We start from the raw sequence: 16,506 nt of genomic DNA, 5'->3' as shown, positions 1-16,506 counted from the left end.
AGATGACCTCGTGCGTCAACACCACAGCCGGTCCGGGGGAGTCGGGGGAGTGGCAGCGGGCGCTGCGGGCCCAGTTCCCGATCCTCACCGGGCATCCGGACCTGGCGTACCTCGACAGCGCGGCCACCGCCCAGAAACCCCAGGCGGTCCTGGACGCCGTACAGACCTATCTCACCACCACCAACGCCAACGCCGGACGCGGCACCTACCCGTGGGCCAACCGCACCACATCCCTGGTGGAAGAGACCCGGGACCGGGTCCGGCGCTTTCTGCGCGACCCGGATCCGGAGCGGTCGGCCGTGCATTTCACCAGCGGCACCACCGAGGGGCTGCGGACGATCGCCCGCGACTGGCTCCCCGGCTTCCTCGTGGACGGCGACGAGATCGTCGTACCCGTCGCCGATCACCAGGCCAACATCGAGCCCTGGCTGGAGACCCAGCGGCAGCTGGCCCGCCAGGGCACCCATGTCCGCGTCCTGCCGATGCCCTACCAGCAGGCATCCGGCGACTACGACCACACCGTCCTCGCCCGGCTCGCCGGGCCCCGCACCAGGTTCGTCGCCGTCACCCATGTCCACCACGTGTACGGCGGCGACATGAACATCCCCCGTATCCGGGAGGCGGTCGGCCCGGACGCGGTCATCTGTCTGGACGCCGCCCAGAGTATCGGCCATCTGCCGGTGTCCCTGGCCGGCCTGGACGTCGACTTCGTCGCCTTCTCCGGGCACAAGGCGCTGGCCCTGCCCGGCTCGGGGGCGGTCTGGGCCCGCCAGGCGCGCGGACCGCGGTTCGTGCCCGGCGGCTGGTCCGGCACCCCGCACACGGTGGGCATCGTCTCGCTGGCCGCCGCGCTGGACTGGCTGGAGGCCGCGGGCACGGACCGGATCGAGCGGTGGACGGTCGCGCTGGCGTCCCGTCTCACCGACGGGCTGCGCCACCTGGACGCCTACGAGATCCTCGGCTGCCAGACCAGTCTGGCCGCCGACTCACCGGTTCAGCGGCGCCAGGGCATCGTGACCTTCCGGCACCGGGAGATCGGCTCCGGCGACCTGGGATTCATCCTCTTCAGCCACGGCTTCATGGTCCGCTGCGACCAGCACTGCCAGGGCAGCGCGGGGGAGAGCAGCGAGTCGGTGCGGGTGAGCCTTCATGTCTACAGCACGGTCGAGGAGATCGACCGGCTGCTGTCGGTCCTTGCCACTCTCGGGTGACGGGGGCCGCCTTCGAAATGTAATGGAAACCGTTTCCATCATAGGGTTCGGAGGAAGAGAACTCGTACGAGACGGCAAGGTGGCACGACCGGATGGGACTGAGCCTGGCGACGGCCGAGAAGTGGGTGGAGCGCTGGGAACTCCAGCAGCAGCGTTACGCCGTCGACCGTGAGGACCGCTTCACGGTGATCGCCGATGTCATCGAGCACATCACCGTGGGCCGCACCGGCCGGCCCACGGTCGTCGACCTCGGCTGCGGCCCCGGATCGCTGGCGGCGCGGCTGGCCCGCCGACTGCCGCACGCGGACATCGTGGCCGTGGACCGGGACCCCCTGCTGCTGGAGCTGGCCCGGGTTCACCACGCGGACGCGGCCCGCTACGTCGACACGGTGATCGGCGAGCACGGCTGGACACGGGCGCTGGCCCTCGACCACCCGCTGGACGCGGCCGTCTCGACGACCGCCCTGCACTACCTGGACCCCGGCACGCTGCGCCGCGTCTACCGGGAACTCGCCGCGCTGCTGCGACCCGGCGGCGTCCTCGTCAACGGCGACCACCTTCCGCCGGACGACGCCGTGCTCGCCGAGGTGGCGGGGTGTGTGGGACGCCGTCGGGCCCAGCGGCAGCGGGCCCTCGTCCACGAGGACTGGGCCTCCTGGTGGACGGCCGCCGCCGGGGAACCCGAGCTGGCCGAGCTGCTCGCCGAACGCGGCCGGCGACAGTCGTCCACCGGCACCGACAGCGCCGCCCGGCTGTCCCTGTCCGACCATGTCCGCCTGCTGCGGCAGTCGGGGTTCGCACAGGCCGGCGCCGTCTGGCAGTACGGCGACAGCTGTGTCGTCGTGGCGGTCCGCTGACCTGGGCGCGGGTCGGCCAGACGGGTACGTTGGGGGCGCCCGGCGGGTCTCCGCCCGGCGAAGTGCGGGCGAGGGAGCGGGCGTTGGGGGTCGTGCTGTTGGCACTCGGGGGAACGATATCGGTGCCGGGCGGCGCCCGGGGCGCGCGGCTGAGCGGTGCCGAGATCACCGCGGCCGTACCGGGACTGGCGGAGCTGGGGGTCCCGCTCGATGTGCGGGACGTGCACGCCGTGCCCAGCGGCAGTCTCACCTTCGCGCAGGTCCTCGATGTCGTCGCGGTCGCCGCACGGGCCGTGGCCGACGGCACGGACGGCGTCGTCGTCACGCAGGGCACCGACACCCTGGAGGAGACGGCCTTCCTGGCCGACCTGGTGTGGCCGCACGAGAAGCCGTTGGTGCTGACCGGTGCGATGCGGCAGCCGGCCACGGCGGGGGCGGACGGACCGGCGAACGTGCTCGCCGCCGTTCGCGTCGCCCTGGCCCGCGAGGCGCGCGGCGCGGGTGCGCTGGTCGTCTTCAACGACGAGGTGCACGCGGCGCGCTGGGTGCGCAAGACGCACAGCACGAGCACCGCGACCTTCGCCTCGCCGAACACCGGCCCGCTCGGACATGTCGTCGAGGGCCGGGTACGGATGCTCCTCGCCCCGCCCCGGCACGAGCCGCTGTCCGCCGTATGCGACCGGGAGCGGCTCGCGGCCGCCCGCGTCGCCCTGCACGTGGTGACCCTGGACGACGACGGCGCACAGCTCCAGGGCCTGGAGCGAACGCATCGGGGCCTGGTCGTCGCGGGTTTCGGTGTCGGTCACGTACCCGATGTGCTCGCGCCCCGGCTCGGCGCCCTGACCGAGCACATGCCGGTCGTGCTGACCTCGCGCACCGGCAGCGGTTCGGTCCTGCGGCACACCTACGGCGCGCCCGGCTCGGAGACGGACCTGCGCCGGCGCGGGCTGATCGACGGCGCCTTCCTCGACCCGTACAAGGCCCGGGTGCTGCTCCGGCTGCTGGTGGCGGCAGGAGCCGGACGCAAGGAGATCGCGGAAGCGTTCGCCCTGCGCGGCTGAGCGCGGTAAATGAGGCCCTGCCGGTACGAGGGGCATGTCGAGGCGCACGTTCAGTGGCCCAGCAGCAGCCCCGTCCCTGACACGTCGGCGCGGATGCCGTCCTTGTCCACGGTCACGCTCTGCAGTCGCAACGCGCCCCCAGGGGGCTTCGGGAGCTTGAAGGCGAAGGAGAAGCGGTCGGCGATCTGCGGGCGGGTGAGCTTGGTCAGCGTGGTGAGCAGGGACGGGTCGAGGCCCAGCCGCTTGAGGAAGGCCGGGTGGGCGACCGCCACGTCCACGAGGTTGATCCTGGTCAGTCCGTGCAGAAAGCGCGGCGCGCCGGTGAGCTGATGGAGCTTGTCCTCGTCGTGCAGCGCGGTACTCACCGCGCTGTCGGGAACACCCAGGCGGTGTACGACCGCCGGGATGCTCAGCAGGGCCTTGGCCTGCTCCGCCTCCCGGGTGAGCCGGCGGGCTGAGCCGGGCGTCAGATGGAGGCCCTCGGCGGGCCCGGTGCCGGGCCGGTACGTGGCGAGGTCGTCGATGTCGAGCCGGATGCCGTCCACGGACGTGGCGATGCCGCGCTCTCCGTCGAGCCGGATGCGGGCGTCGGCCTGCACGCTCAGATCGCGGCCGGCGATGCGCAGGGTGCCGTGGGCACGGACGCGGCCGGGCCCCTGAGCCGTGAAGGCCACCTGTGAGGCGCCGAGTTCACGGTTCATGTCGGCGAAGGACAGCAGGACCTGACCGTGCATCTGGCGAACGAGCGCGCCGCGCACGGTGGTGGGTCCGTCGCCGTCGATGCGGATGTCGTCGGCGGTCGCGGTGACCTGGGTGAGGGTGACGCGCTGGGCCGGGATGTCGGGGACGGTGACCCGAACCGAGTCCAGGCGCCGGTTCACCAGCTGGGTGAGGAAGGGAAAGCCGCCGATGGAGACCTCGGGCGCGGCGGCGAGATGCATCGAGTCCTTGAGCCGCTGGGCGGCCTTGTGCTCGGCGTAGAGCAGCGCCCAGCGGTCGGCCAGGACGAGGAGGGCGGCGAAGGTCAGCACCCACACCAGGAGACGGACCAGGGTGGGAAGGCCGGTGGCGCGGTTACGGCGCCGGCTGCCGCGCCGGTGATTGGGTGGCGACCAGGGCTCTTCCGCGTCGTCCCGCCGGTCCGCCGGGTCTTCCTCGGTCAGGAACTCCTCCAGCGGATTGTCCGCCAGCGCGGCCAATTCGTCGTAAGGATTACGGCCGGATGGAACCCGATCGGGGGGACGCCCGTCGGACTGGGCAGGTTGATGCGTCGGTATGTGGGGGGTACGCATCGCCAGATTTCATCACATAGTCACACCTGGTCTGCAAGTCCTACTCGAAGTAAGGCGCGAAATGAGTCACGTGGACCCCGCTGTCGGCGAGCAGTGGCAGGGCCACGCCCGAGGCGGTGACGACGGGGACGGTCGCCGAGCCGAGGGCGACACGGAGGATGGCCGCGATGAGCCAGGCGAGGATGATCGGCGACAGCGACCAGCCGTCCGCGGTGTGCTTGATGTGGAGCACGGGCCCCGACCCGGACGTGGCCAGGTGCGTCACGGCGGCTCCGGCGATGAGCAGGCCGTAGAACGGGGTCAGGTGATGCGTGCAGTTTTGGCCCCCGCTGGTCCGCCGCCCCGGGACTGGCGGACCGGCGCCTGCAAGAGACGCTCTCGCGGGGTAACCGGAACCTACGCTTCCAGCGGCCGTGACGGAAGACCTACCGGTGTGTGGTCCAGGTCATATCGAACCGGAGACATATGATCGCCGAATGACCACAGTGTTGCTGAATACCTCTGCCGGGGACATCACCCTGGAGCTCGATGAGTCGAAGGCCCCGAAGACCGTGGCGAACTTCGTCGACTATGTCCGGTCCGGTCACTACGAGGGCACGATCTTCCACCGGGTGATCTCCGGTTTCATGATCCAAGGCGGTGGCATGACCGCGGACATGAAGCAGAAGACCGCGTCGCAGCGGGTGGAGAACGAAGCCAAGAACGGCCTGCGCAACGACAAGTACACGGTGGCGATGGCGCGTACGTCCGATCCGCATTCGGCCAGCGCGCAGTTCTTCATCAACACCAGCGACAACGATTTCCTGAACTACCCGGGCCAGGACGGCTGGGGTTACGCGGTGTTCGGCAAGGTGACGGCCGGCACCGAAGTGGTGGACGCGATCGACGGCGTACGCACCACGTCCCGGGCCGGGCACGGCGACGTTCCGGTGGAACCGGTGACGATCGTGTCCGCACAGGTGCTCTGAGCCTGCCGACCTTCACCCGTTCACCGGCCGGGGTCCCGCAGCGCGGGCCCCGGCCGGCTGCCGTCGGAGCCCCGTCGCCCAAGCGCCGTACCGGGTACGGCAGTTCGGCGATGCCGGCCCGGGAGCGACTCCTGGGGGGATCCTGTGACGGTCGGCCCGATGGCTCCTGGCGCCGATCGCCACTGAGTACACTCTGTCACCCGTGCGGAACCAGGCGTGTCGGTGGGGGCGGTGTGGGCAGGGAGTGGGGCGGTGCCGGTGACACCGGAGGCCGGGTACAGGGTCGGGGGCCGGTATCGGCTGCAGGAGCCCATCGGACAGGGCGGGATGGGCGTCGTCTGGCAGGCCCGGGACGAACTGCTGGACCGCGGCGTGGCCGTCAGGTGCGCCCGCCCGGACGATGCCAAGGCCGCCCGGCGGCTGATGACGGAGGCGCGCTGCGCCGCGCGGCTGCACCATCCCAACGTCGTGGCCGTGTTCGACTACGTCGCCGACGGTGACGCCTGCTGGATCGTCATGGAATACGTACCCTCGCGCAGCCTGGCCCAGTTGGTGGAGGAGCGCGGCCCGCTCTCCCCTCAGGAGGTCGGTCGATCGGCGGCCAGATCGCGGCGGCACTGACGAAGTCCCGCGGCGAAAGCGTGGTGCACGGCGATGTGACGCCGGAGAACATCCTGGTCACCGAGGACGGCGTGGCCCGGCTGACGGACTTCGGGATCGCGCGCGCCCTGTGGAGCGAGGTCACCGAGACCGGCACCCACACGACGACGGGCACGGTGCGCGGCAAGCCCCGCTATCTCGCGCCCGAGGTCGCCAAGGGCGGGGCGCCGGACGCGAAGGCCGATGTCTTCTCCCTCGGCGCCAGTCTGTTCGCGGCGATCGAGGGCCGCTCGCCCTACGGGCGGTTCGAGCACGTGATGGGCTATCTGGCCCGCGCTCTCGAAGGACAGGTGGACGCCCCGCAGCAGGCGGGCCCGCTCGGCGAACCGCTCACCGCGCTCCTTGCGGTGGAGCCGGGGAACCGTCCGGACGCCGCCGCGGCACGCACCTTGCTCACCCGTGCCGCGCCACTGCCCGCGCACATCCGGGAATACGTCCAGGAGCACCTGAACGAGGGGGTGCGGGGGAGCGCGGACGAGACGCTGCGGTTCCGCCGGACGCCGGCCCTGCCGTCGCTCACCCTGTGGCTGCCACGAAAGGTGCGTGCTCGTCAGCTGCGTGGTCGTCAGCTGCGCGGTCGGCGCCGGGCGTGGACGGTCACGACGGCGGTCCTGGCCGACGCCGGGCTCGCGACCGGGCTCGCCCTCTTCGGCCCCTGGTCCTTCGGGCAGCAGCACAGCACCGGGCCCCGCTCCGGCGCGAAGCCCCCGGCGGCGGTGCCGGCTTGGGCCGGTGCCCTGGGCGACGAACCGAGCGCCGACCCCTGCAAGGTGATGGACGCCGCGTCGCTGAGCCGTTTCGGCCACACGGAACTCGCCCCCACCTACGGTCAGCTGAACCGGTGTGACGTACTGGTGCTCGACTCCGACGGGGACGAGATCGCCGACGCCGAGGTCGACTTCAGCAGTGATCCGGTGGAGTTCGACAGCGCGGTGCCCGTCCGCAGGGTCGGCAACGTCGAGGTCGCCTCCCTGAAGCGGGACGGCGACGAGTGTCTGCGGTTCATCACGACGTCGGACCGTCGGCAGATCGTGGTCAACGGCAAACGGGACGGCGCCGGCGCGCCCGAACCGTGCGCGCTGTCGGACGCGGCCGCCGACCACGCGGTCGCCGTGCTGGACCAGGGCCCCGTGCCACGGCGTTCGGCGGCCTGGCCCGCCGACTCCCTGGCCCGGCTGGACGCCTGCGCGCTGCTGGACCAGGCCGCGCTGAAGCAGGTGCCCGGCCTTCGGCCGCGGCCGAAGGATCACGGCTTCGCCCACTGGGCCTGCGACTGGGCGAGCCCGGACGGCCGACGCGCCTATGTCCAGGTGCAGTTCACACAGGACAACGACCTGTCCGACAACGGCAGTCCCGCGCGTATCGCCGGCACCACTGCTTATGTCTCTCCCAAGGAGGAGGGAGACGACAGCTGCGTCGTCCACACACCGCACCTTCACCGACTCCGTCGGCGACCGGACCATCGAGCTGTTCCGGCTGACCGTGCAGGAGCAGGGACAGCAGAACGCGAAGGTGTGCACACGCGCCGAGTCGCTCGCGGGCGCCGCCGCGCGGACCGTCGCGAAGACCCTGCCCGGAAAGTGAAACCGCCCGCATGACGCAGAACCTCGTAGTTCTCCCCGCCACCCACGGCAGCCTCGCCCGCGGAGTGTCCGCACCGGTGCCCGGCACCGTGATGCCACCGGTGAGCGCGAGGGCCAGGGCACGCTCACCCGTCGGGACGGGCGATGGTGGCTGAGCACCAGCGGCCGGCTGCCGATCCGCTGCACCGAGGGCCGGCTGCTGTTCCACGGCGAGGAACCCCTCCCGCTGTCCACCGGCTACACCCCGCTGTTCATCCAGGGCTCACGGGGACGCGAGCACCTGCTCGAAGTCCTCGTCACCGGCGCGGGCGACGAACGGCCCCGCGCCCGGCACGGGGACGTCACCCGCCCGCCGCGGGTGTGGGTGCTGACCGAGCAGGAGAAGCTGGCCCTCGTCGTGCTCGGCCGGCGCTATCTGCTGCACGAGCCGAGGCCGCAGCCGCTGACCTGGAAGCAGACGGCCGCGCAGCTCGACGAGCTGCAACCCGGCGCGGGCTGGACGGACAAACGCGTCGCCCACCTCGTCGACGCCGTGCGCGCCCGGCTCTCGCGCGACGGGGTGCCGTACCTGACCCGCGAGGAGATCGGCGAACCGGTCGGCAACGCCCTCAACGACCATCTGCTGCGCGCCCTGCTGGCCTCCACGACCCTCGTCCCCATGGACCTGGCCCTCGTCGAGGCACCCTGACCCCCGACTTCGCGAGCCCCTGCCCGCCGAGCCCTCCGCCCGCCGCGCCCCGCGCGCCCCACCGGGCTCGGGACCCCTCCCGGCCGCCCCTGCCTACGCTCCTCGCCATGCCGGCCCCATCACGACCCGCGCTCAGGACCGCCGCCCTGCTCACCGCCGCCGCGGCCCTGGGCGTGGCCGCGTGGAACCCGTCACCCGCCTCGGCCGCCACGCATCGGCGGCTCGTCGTCACCCAGGGCGGCACCGCCGCACATCCGGCCGTGTACGACGGGCACGGCCGCACGTACGACTTCGTCATCCGGGACAACTACTGCGACACCCGGAAGGCGTCCCAGGCCCTGATGTTCGAGGACGTGCAGCACCTCACCATCGTCGGCAACACCTTCGCCGCCCCCACCGACCACGCCATCGGCCTCGCCATCCACTCCACGGGCGCCCACGTCTGCCACAACCGGACCAACCCCCGCGTCCGTTACGAGGTCGGCATCGACGCCTTCTCCCGGCCCCGGCTACCACGGCCCGAAGCCGGGCGGCGCCCCCTGACCGTCCGGCACCTCGTGCGCACGGCCCGAGGGCGGACGCCTGCCCGGCGGGCCGGAACCCCGTAGTCCATCGCCGTTTCCCGCCCAAGACGCGGATCATCGCGCGAGGGACGGAGGTGTGCGCCTCCTGGCGCGTTTGCCCGGTGCCTGACCCCGCAGCGCCGCCGCCCCGGCCGCCGCATCCGGGCGGTGCGCTCCCGTCCCGGACACCGATGAGCGCTGCTCCCGCGGCGTGCTGTCGACGGGCGACGAGGTCTGGAATCGCGGTGGTTCAACTTCCGTGCGCCCGTGCTCACTTGTATGCCCACACCCCGACGGAACTGATGGGTCGTCAGGGAAGTGCGAGGTCGCGCGGAGCGGCGCATGACCGTCCGTGAACTCCGCACGCCTTGTGAGCGGCCGGGCGTCACTGCCGTACTGCCTACAGCTCACCGGGGCGACCGGTGGGCTGGATCCGCAGTGGAGAGGAAAGCCTATGACCGCACGACCGCGGCACCGCGGCACCACGTCCCCACGCCTCCTGCCGTCGCTCCGCCTCGCCCTCACCATCGGCAGTTTCGGCGTCGTCCTGCCGCTCCTCGCCCCCGGCATCGGCGAAGCGGCCTCCGGCACCACCTGGGACCGGGTCGCCGGCTGCGAGAGCGGCGGCAACTGGAGCACCAACACCGGCAACGGCAACTACGGCGGACTGCAGTTCACCCAGCCGACGTGGGCGGCCTACGGCGGAACGGCGTACGCCCCCCGGGCCGATCTGGCGACCCGGGCGGAGCAGATCAACGTGGCGGAAGCGGTCCTCGCCCACCAGGGTCCGGGAGCGTGGCCGGTCTGTTCGGTGCGCGCGCACCTCACTCGGGGCGGTGGGCGGAGCGAGCCGCTCCTGCGTCCCGCCCGCCACCGGCACACCGTGTCGCCGTCCCGCTCACGCGGGGGCACCGGCCGGCACCTCGGGGGGTCGTACACCGTGCACGGCGGCGACACCCTGGCGCTCGTCGCCCAGCGGGCCGCCGTCTCCGGTGGCTGGCGGCGCCTGTACGACGCCAACCGGAACGTCATCGGCCGCGACCCGGATGTGATCTACCCGGGCCAGCGGCTCACCCTGCCCGACTAGCGGCCGCACGGAGTGCGCGCCGTCGCGACGGCAACACCAAGCCGTGCGCGACGGCGCGCAACCGCACCAGTGCAGGCCACTGACCTGCTTATATTACCTATTATCACGAGAATGGCCCATTTGGCGACAGGGCAACATCGCGGCGTGATGAGACTCCGCAGAGCCGTTCCGGCTCTCTTCGCCCTGGTCTTCGCCCTCGGGATGCCCGCCAGCGCCGCCGCCGACGCGCTGGTGCCCGCTCCCACGGCCAAGGTCCAGCAGCATCGGTGCTACACCCCCGATCAGGCTCGTGCCGAACTCGACCGCCGGACAGCGGCGGCGGTCGCGTCCGGCAAGAAGGTGCGGGTGATGGTGCCGGTCTGCGAGAGCAGCGGCACATCGCGCTGCGACGCTCCGAACCACCGGCTGCTCTGCGGCCAGTGGTGCCGGGACTGTGACGGGCTGGTGTGTTCACAGCCGTGGTTCTCGGAATACCAGTGCGGCAGCTGCTGACCAGGGCCGAAGAGTGGCCAAGGAGAGGGGAATCGTGAATTCGTCATCGGCACTCCGTCGTGTGCGGATGCCTGCCCTGGCGGCAGGCTTCGCGCTGGCACTGCTGGTCGCCGTGCCCGAAAGCGCCCAAGCGGCCGACGGAAGCTACACCTACATCACGGCGGCCGGAGGGGCCTTCCGGGTCGACGAACCGGCGAGCGACACCTGCCTCCCGCTCGTGGGCGGCGCCGTGGAGTTAGCCAACGACACCACAGACACGGCGTTCCTGTACGCGGACTCCTCGTGCCGCGGAGGGTGGGGGGCGTTGGTCGGGGTCGGCGCCACCTGGGACGCGCCCACCGGCGCCCAGGCATTGGCTGTCCGGCTGGGCTCGGCGCCCGAGGCCGCGAGGGGGGCCAGGTCATGACCGCTCTTCGACGTGTGGGCCGGCTCTTGGCGACGGTGACCGCCGTGCTCGCCGCTGTGCTGGTGTTCCATACGCCGGCCTGGGCCGACACCAACAGTGACGCCGTTCGCTCGGGTGTGTCGACCGAGTCCCGGGCCGGGCTCGCCGACGTCGCCTACAAGTGGTTCAGCTGGGGGGATCTGAAGGTCGGGGACTGCCACCAGACCGGCGGATACCTGCGGCTGTACGCGGACGGCACCCTCGCGTTCAGCGCACGGACCTGGACGGACTTCACACTCAGCGGTGACGTGTGGCATGCGCGTTTCGAGCTGAAGGACTCCGCGGGCCAGGGCCTGTTCACCACCTCGACGTACGACAGCCCGACCATGTGGGCGAGCAAGAAGCACGACTGGACGGCAAACGGCACCTACGAACCGAGCTTCTACGACGCCACGGTCAGGGTGACTCAGTGGGCCTCCTGCTGATCGGACCACAGCACTGACAGCTGGCGCCTCGCGAGCCCGGGTCGGAGGACACTCGAGTCGACGCGGGCTACCCGAGGCGCCGGCCCGCGCGACACGGTCGGTCCTCGACCGTGTCGCGCGGGAGCGGCTCAAGTCCTCGCGCTCGCGCGGTGTCAGCGAGTCGAGGGGCCTGTCGCGGCGCCGGGTCAGCAGCTCGGTGACCACCTCGGGGTCGAGCGCGGTCCCTCGGCCTGCGACCCGCTCCATGGCGTCGAGGAACTCCTCGACCCGTCCCACCCGGTCCTTGAGCAGATAGCCGAGCCCGCCGGCGCCGCTTTCGAGGAGTTCCGCGGCGTACGACTCCTCGACGTACTGGGACAGGACGAGTACGGGCAGGCCGGGGAGCCGCGCACGCGCCTCGCGTGCGGCGCCCAGGCCCTCGTCGCGGAAGTGCGGCGGCATCCGCACATCGAGGACGGCCACGTCCGGGATGTGTTCCAGCAGCGCGGGGAGGATCTCGGGCCCGTTGCCGACGACGGCGACGACATCGTGTCCGGCCGACCTCAGCAGCAGGACGAGCCCCTCTCTGAGGAGGGCGTTGTCCTCGGCGATCACCACACGCACGGCAGCTCCACGGCAATCGTGGTCGGTCCCCCGACGGGGCTGGTCACGGACACGGCACCGTCCAGGGCGGCGACACGGCGGCGGATGCCGAGCAGCCCGGTGCCGGCCCCCTCGTCCGCGCCGCCGAGACCTTCGTCCCGGACCACGGCGCGCGGTCCGGTGGGCAGGCGTTCCAGGCGGACCGCGGCCCGGGAGGCCCCGCTGTGCTTCGCCGTGTCGGTGAGGGCCTCCGCGACCGCGAAGTACGCGGCCGCCTCCACGGCTGCCGGGGCGCGCGCCCCGGTGTCCTCCAGGCCGTCCACCCGCACGGTCACATCGAGCCCGCTGTTCGCGGCGAGTGCCCGGACCGCGCCCGCCAGCCCGCGGTCGGTGAGGATCGGCGGGTGGATGCCGCGGACGACATGGCGCAGCTCGGCCAGCGCCTCCTCGGCCAGGTCCTGGGCGTCGCCGAGCATCCGGCGGGCGGTGTCGGGGTCATGCTCGTAGGCGCGTCCGGCCAGGCCGATCCGCATGGAGAGCGAGACCAGCCGGGCCTGGGTGCCGTCGTGGAGATCCCGCTCGATCCGGCGCAGCTCCGCGGCGTGCGCGGCGATCGCGCCCGCCCGTGTCTGGGTCAGCTCCTCGACCCGTACGGCGAGCCGGGCCTTCGGGGACGGCTTGAGCAGCGCCTCGGAGCAGCGGGCCCCCAGGCCGGCGAGGGCGGTGATCAGCGGCAGCACGGCCGCCCTGCGCCGCAACAGCCCGCACCACACCCCGTCGACGGCCAGCCCGAGCGGCCACAGGGGCAGCGCCAGCAGGGCCAGCGGGCTGTACAGATACTGGGCGCCGAGCTGGCGCAGGTCGGTGTGCGTACCGGGGTCGAGGACCGTCTTGCGCGGCCGCTCGCCGCACGGTGCCGGTGAGCGGCGTGTACGCCTCGGGGATCTGCCGGCCGGTCCAGGACGTCACCTGATGCCGCTTCGCCCCGGCGATCCGCCGGATCAGCAGCACCGTTTCCGGCAGCATCCACGCCCCGACCACCGCGAGCGTGGCGACGGCCGTGATCAGCAGCACGCTGATGAAGAGATACAGGCCGAAGCCCATCGCCGCGGTCAGGACCAGGTGGACCGTGGCCCGGGCGGCCCGGGCGGCCTGGGCCATCGTTCTCCACACGTCATCCACGCTGGGCGACGGTCGCCCCGGCCGCGGGGGAGCGGGCTCCACCGCGGGGGTCCAGCCCGCTTCACCCCTGATCGGGGGGACCACTCCCTCGATGGGGCGCGCCGGGTGCGCAACCGTGGACCTGGCGAACCTTTCGACCGCTGCCACCAGGGATCTCCAGTAGTCCAGTGCTGCGCACGACACCGAAGGAGGTGCGGAGTGACCCGTTCGCTGCACACGCCCCGGCCGGACCGCGCGGCGGGAACCCGGGAGGCGATCATGACGGTGGCGGAGCGGCTGTTCGCCGAGCACGGCCTGTGCGCCGTTTCCAACCGGCAGATCGGCGAGGCGGCCGGCCAGCGCAACGTGACCGCCGTCAGCTACCACTTCGGCAGCCGCACCGAGCTGGTCCGCGCGATCACGACACGGCACGGAGAGCGGTCCGACCGCATGGCAGCTCAGGTCATGACCGACCCGGCGATGCGGGCGCTCGTCTCCGAGGAAGCCCTGAACCGGCCGCACCTGCGCCGGACCCTGGACGGACTCGGCGGGCTGCTCGGGCATCTGCCGCCCGGGACCCGCGCCGCACGCGGCGAGATGGCCCGGCACCTGATCACCCATGCCTGCGCCGAGCAGGAGCAGGCCCTGGCCGAGGGCACCGGACTGCCGCGCCCCTCCTGGCAGCGGACCGCCGGCGACCTGACCGACGCGGTCGTCGGCCTGATGACCGCACCGGTCACCTCCCGCCGGATGTGACCGCGTAGCCCTCCCGCGACCAAGTCCCCCTCGACCAAGCCCCTTTACAACGGGACCATCCACCCCTCACAGCCGGACCATTCACCCCCCACACCGAACGGAGACAGGACACATGAAGATCAGCGTCGATGAAACGAAGTGCTGCGGTGCCGGGCAGTGCGTCATGCTCGCACCCGAGGTGTTCGACCAGCGGGACGAGGACGGCATCGTCGTCCTGCTCGATGCCGCGCCGGCACCCGAACACCACCAGGCGGCAAGGGAGTCCGCCGAGGTGTGCCCGGCCGCCGCGATCCACATCGGCGAGGAGGCATGAGCGCCCCCGCCGGCGTGCTCGTCGTCGGCGCCTCGGCCGCCGGCCTCAGCACCGTCGAGGCGCTGCGCCGCAAGGGCTACGACGGCCGGCTGACCGTGCTGGACGCCGCCGCCGGAGCCCCGTACGACCGTCCGCCCCTGTCCAAGCAGATCCTCTCCGGCACCTGGGATCCGGAACGCGCGCATCTGCGGACACAGGAGCAACTGGACGCGCTGGGTGCCGAGTTCCTCCTCGGTGACGCGGCCGTCGCCCTCGACGTACCCGGCCGCACCGTGCACACCGCCCACGGGCGCGCCCTGAGCGCGGAGGCAGTGGTCCTGTCCACCGGACTGCGCCCGCGCCGGCTTCCCGGCGCGGAGGACCTGACCGGACTGCACGTCCTGCGCACCCTCGACGAGGCGGTGGCGCTGCGCGGCGCGCTCAGGAACTCCCGCCGGGTCGTTGTCGTCGGCAACGGCGTCCTCGGATCGGAGATCGCCGCCACCGCCGCCGGACTCGGCCTCACCACCACGCTGGCCGGACTCCAACCGGCGCCCATGCAGGACCAGTTCGGCCCCCGGGTCGCGGGTGCCCTGGCGGATCTGCACACCCGTAACGGTGTCCGGCTCGTCAGCGGGGTCGGTGTCGGCGAGCTCACCCGCGACCAGGGGCGGGCGACCGGCGTGCGACTGACCTCCGGCGAAGTCCTGTCCGCCGACGTGGTCGTGGCCGCCATCGGCTGCACACCGGCCACCGACTGGCTCGCCGGAAGCGGACTCGATCTGACGGACGGAGTGACCTGCGACGCCTACTGCCGTGCCGCGCCTGGCGTGTACGCGGCGGGCGACGTGGCCCGCTGGTACCACCAGGGTCTGGGCACCCACCTCCGGCTGGAGAACCGTACGAACGCGACCGCCCAGGCCGGCGTCGTCGCCGCGAACATCCTCGGGCAGGACCTCGTCTACGCCCCCGTGCCCTACTTCTGGACCGACCAGTTCGACGTGAAGATACAGGTCTACGGCGCCCCGGCACCGGACGCCGACGTCACGATCGTCGAGGGCGAGGACGGCGACCGCTTCGTCGCCCGCTACGACCGGGCCGGCCGCACCGGTGCCGTACTGGGATGGAACATGCCCAAACAGGCCCGCATACACAGCCGCCTGCTCACCGGCACCCCCGGCGGCGGCCGGGATTGCGCCGCCGCGGCGACCGCCGCCGCGCCGTCCGCCTGACCCGGACAGCCCCCGGCAGAAGCCCCTGCTCCCCCCCCCCACGCCCGACCAGCGAAGGACCATCATGACGACGGCACCCCACGCCGGCGCGGAATCCACCGGCATCCCCCCGTTCCCCGACCCGCGCTCCTCCGGCTGCCCGTTCGGCGTCGCCCCCGAGATGCGCGCCCTCTTCGACCGCGGACCGGTCGGCAGGGTCCGGTCCTGGGGCGAGAGCACCCCCTGGGTGGTCACCAGCCATGCCGAGCAGAAGAAACATCCCCAGCCCCGTCGACCCGCAGAGGGCCGGCACCGGCCATACGGACATGCGCTTCGTCGGCATGGACGATCCGGAGCACGCCCGGCTGCGCCGCATGGTCAGCGGAATCTTCACCATCAAACTGACCAACAGCAAGACCATCGTCTCCGCCACCGCCGACGCCGAGGCACGGCACACCGCCCACCTGGCCCTCACCGAATACCTCGACAAACCGGTCGCGGGGAAGCTCACGGATCCCGGCGACGACCTCCTGTCCGCCCTGGCCGCACGCGTCGAAGCCGGTGAACTGACCCGCCGTGACCCCGATACCATGGGCGTGCTGCTGCACCTCGGCGGACACGAGACCACCGCCAACATGATCACTCTGGGTACCCTCCTGCTGCTGGAGCACCCGGAGCAACTCGCCGCGATCCGCGACGCCGACGATCCCCAGGTGGTCGCCGACGCCGTCGAGGAACTGCTGCGCTATCTGTCGATCGTGCACCTCGGACGGCGCCGCACGGCGCTGGAGGACATCGAGATCGCCGGTGAGACCATCCGCGCGGGCGACGGTGTCATCCTGCTCAGCGAACTCGCCAACCGGGACCCCCAGGTCTTCCCCGACCCCGACACCTTCGACATCACCCGCAACGCCCGCCCCCACCTGGCCTTCGGCGCCGGCACCCACCACCGCGTCGGTCAGCCGCTTGCCCGGATGGAACTCCAGGTCATCTGTCCCACCCTCTTCCGCCGGATCCCGGCCCTGAGGGCGGCCGTCGACACGGAGCGGATCCCCTTCAAGTACGACGCGGTGATCTACGGCGTCCACGAACTGCCGGTCACCTGGTAGCCGGCGGTGTCCGTCGAGCCTCGGCCGAGTCTCGACGGACACCGCTGTTCACCTCTGTGGGAG

The 16,506-nt window shown here is 72.1% G+C and carries 14 protein-coding genes and 5 pseudogenes; 15 read left to right on the top strand and 4 right to left on the bottom strand.

Features of this window, described 5'->3' with window-relative positions; genetic code table 11:
* The first annotated feature begins 2 nt into the window (after positions 1-2).
* From IE277_RS19030 to IE277_RS19020, 3 genes are all read left to right on the top strand, one after another.
* A complete protein-coding gene (locus tag IE277_RS19030; protein ID WP_189953968.1) occupies positions 3-1,211 on the top strand; it encodes an aminotransferase class V-fold PLP-dependent enzyme in 1,209 nt (402 codons plus the stop codon).
* A 92-nt stretch (positions 1,212-1,303) separates the two neighbouring features.
* Positions 1,304-2,068 (top strand): class I SAM-dependent methyltransferase, encoded by a 765-nt coding sequence (locus IE277_RS19025; RefSeq protein WP_189953966.1) that lies wholly within the window; start codon positions 1,304-1,306, stop codon positions 2,066-2,068.
* A 92-nt stretch (positions 2,069-2,160) separates the two neighbouring features.
* Positions 2,161-3,129 (top strand): asparaginase, encoded by a 969-nt coding sequence (locus IE277_RS19020; RefSeq protein ID WP_308433405.1) that lies wholly within the window; start codon positions 2,161-2,163, stop codon positions 3,127-3,129.
* Between the two features lie 50 nt (positions 3,130-3,179).
* Here IE277_RS19020 and IE277_RS19015 read toward each other — a convergent pair whose 3' ends face one another.
* Both IE277_RS19015 and IE277_RS48825 read right to left on the bottom strand, forming a co-directional pair.
* Positions 3,180-4,328 carry an LmeA family phospholipid-binding protein gene (locus tag IE277_RS19015; RefSeq protein WP_229881764.1) on the bottom strand — a complete coding sequence of 383 codons (1,149 nt, stop codon included), beginning with the start codon at positions 4,326-4,328 and terminating at the stop codon, positions 3,180-3,182.
* Between the two features lie 163 nt (positions 4,329-4,491).
* Positions 4,492-4,698, bottom strand: a pseudogene (locus IE277_RS48825) (GntT/GntP/DsdX family permease); the annotation flags it as partial.
* A gap of 199 nt (positions 4,699-4,897) precedes the next feature.
* Here IE277_RS48825 and IE277_RS19005 point away from each other — a divergent pair.
* From IE277_RS19005 to IE277_RS18965, 8 genes and pseudogenes are all read left to right on the top strand, one after another.
* Entirely contained in the window at positions 4,898-5,389 is a 492-nt protein-coding gene (locus IE277_RS19005) for a peptidylprolyl isomerase (protein WP_189954440.1), read from the top strand.
* 312 nt (positions 5,390-5,701) lie between these two features.
* A pseudogene (locus IE277_RS18995) lies at positions 5,702-7,647 on the top strand (serine/threonine-protein kinase); the annotation flags it as partial.
* Between the two features lie 349 nt (positions 7,648-7,996).
* Positions 7,997-8,320 (top strand): hypothetical protein, encoded by a 324-nt coding sequence (locus IE277_RS47220; protein WP_229881763.1) that lies wholly within the window; start codon positions 7,997-7,999, stop codon positions 8,318-8,320.
* Between the two features lie 107 nt (positions 8,321-8,427).
* Positions 8,428-8,928 carry a hypothetical protein gene (locus IE277_RS18985; RefSeq protein ID WP_189953957.1) on the top strand — a complete coding sequence of 167 codons (501 nt, stop codon included), beginning with the start codon at positions 8,428-8,430 and terminating at the stop codon, positions 8,926-8,928.
* Positions 8,929-9,337: 409 nt separating this feature from the next.
* Complete coding sequence (locus IE277_RS49190; RefSeq protein WP_189953955.1) at positions 9,338-9,970, top strand: LysM peptidoglycan-binding domain-containing protein; 633 nt, start codon at positions 9,338-9,340, stop codon at positions 9,968-9,970.
* 147 nt (positions 9,971-10,117) lie between these two features.
* On the top strand, positions 10,118-10,462 hold the full coding sequence (locus tag IE277_RS18975) for a hypothetical protein (RefSeq protein ID WP_189953953.1): 345 nt from the start codon (positions 10,118-10,120) through the stop codon (positions 10,460-10,462).
* 67 nt (positions 10,463-10,529) lie between these two features.
* Positions 10,530-10,868 (top strand): hypothetical protein, encoded by a 339-nt coding sequence (locus IE277_RS18970; RefSeq protein WP_189954494.1) that lies wholly within the window; start codon positions 10,530-10,532, stop codon positions 10,866-10,868.
* Positions 10,865-11,332 (top strand): DUF6294 family protein, encoded by a 468-nt coding sequence (locus IE277_RS18965; RefSeq protein ID WP_189954492.1) that lies wholly within the window; start codon positions 10,865-10,867, stop codon positions 11,330-11,332. Before IE277_RS18970 ends, IE277_RS18965 begins: the two co-directional genes overlap by 4 nt.
* 129 nt (positions 11,333-11,461) lie before the next feature.
* Here the strand turns inward: IE277_RS18965 and IE277_RS18960 are convergent.
* Together IE277_RS18960 and IE277_RS18955 are read right to left on the bottom strand one after the other, a co-directional pair.
* Positions 11,462-11,935: pseudogene (locus IE277_RS18960) on the bottom strand (response regulator); the annotation flags it as partial.
* Positions 11,923-13,075 (bottom strand): annotated as a pseudogene (locus IE277_RS18955) (sensor histidine kinase). The pseudogenes IE277_RS18960 and IE277_RS18955, both read right to left, overlap by 13 nt.
* Positions 13,076-13,294: 219 nt before the next feature.
* Between IE277_RS18955 and IE277_RS18950 the strand changes: the two are divergent.
* From IE277_RS18950 to IE277_RS18935, 4 genes and pseudogenes are all read left to right on the top strand, one after another.
* Complete coding sequence (locus tag IE277_RS18950) at positions 13,295-13,831, top strand: TetR/AcrR family transcriptional regulator (RefSeq protein ID WP_373310821.1); 537 nt, start codon at positions 13,295-13,297, stop codon at positions 13,829-13,831.
* Between the two features lie 112 nt (positions 13,832-13,943).
* Entirely contained in the window at positions 13,944-14,144 is a 201-nt protein-coding gene (locus IE277_RS18945; RefSeq protein WP_189953951.1) for a ferredoxin, read from the top strand.
* Positions 14,141-15,355: an NAD(P)/FAD-dependent oxidoreductase gene (locus IE277_RS18940; protein ID WP_189953950.1), complete on the top strand. Its 1,215-nt coding sequence runs from the start codon at positions 14,141-14,143 to the stop codon at positions 15,353-15,355. The genes IE277_RS18945 and IE277_RS18940 overlap by 4 nt, the downstream gene beginning before the upstream one ends.
* Before the next feature lie 64 nt (positions 15,356-15,419).
* Positions 15,420-16,443: pseudogene (locus IE277_RS18935) on the top strand (cytochrome P450).
* Positions 16,444-16,506 lie beyond the last annotated feature (63 nt).

The organism is Streptomyces alanosinicus (assembly GCF_014650595.1).
GTDB classification, from domain to species: Bacteria; Actinomycetota; Actinomycetes; order Streptomycetales; family Streptomycetaceae; genus Streptomyces; species Streptomyces alanosinicus.
Note: the sequence above shows the minus strand (reverse complement) of the source record. Positions and strands in the feature narration are given on the sequence as shown.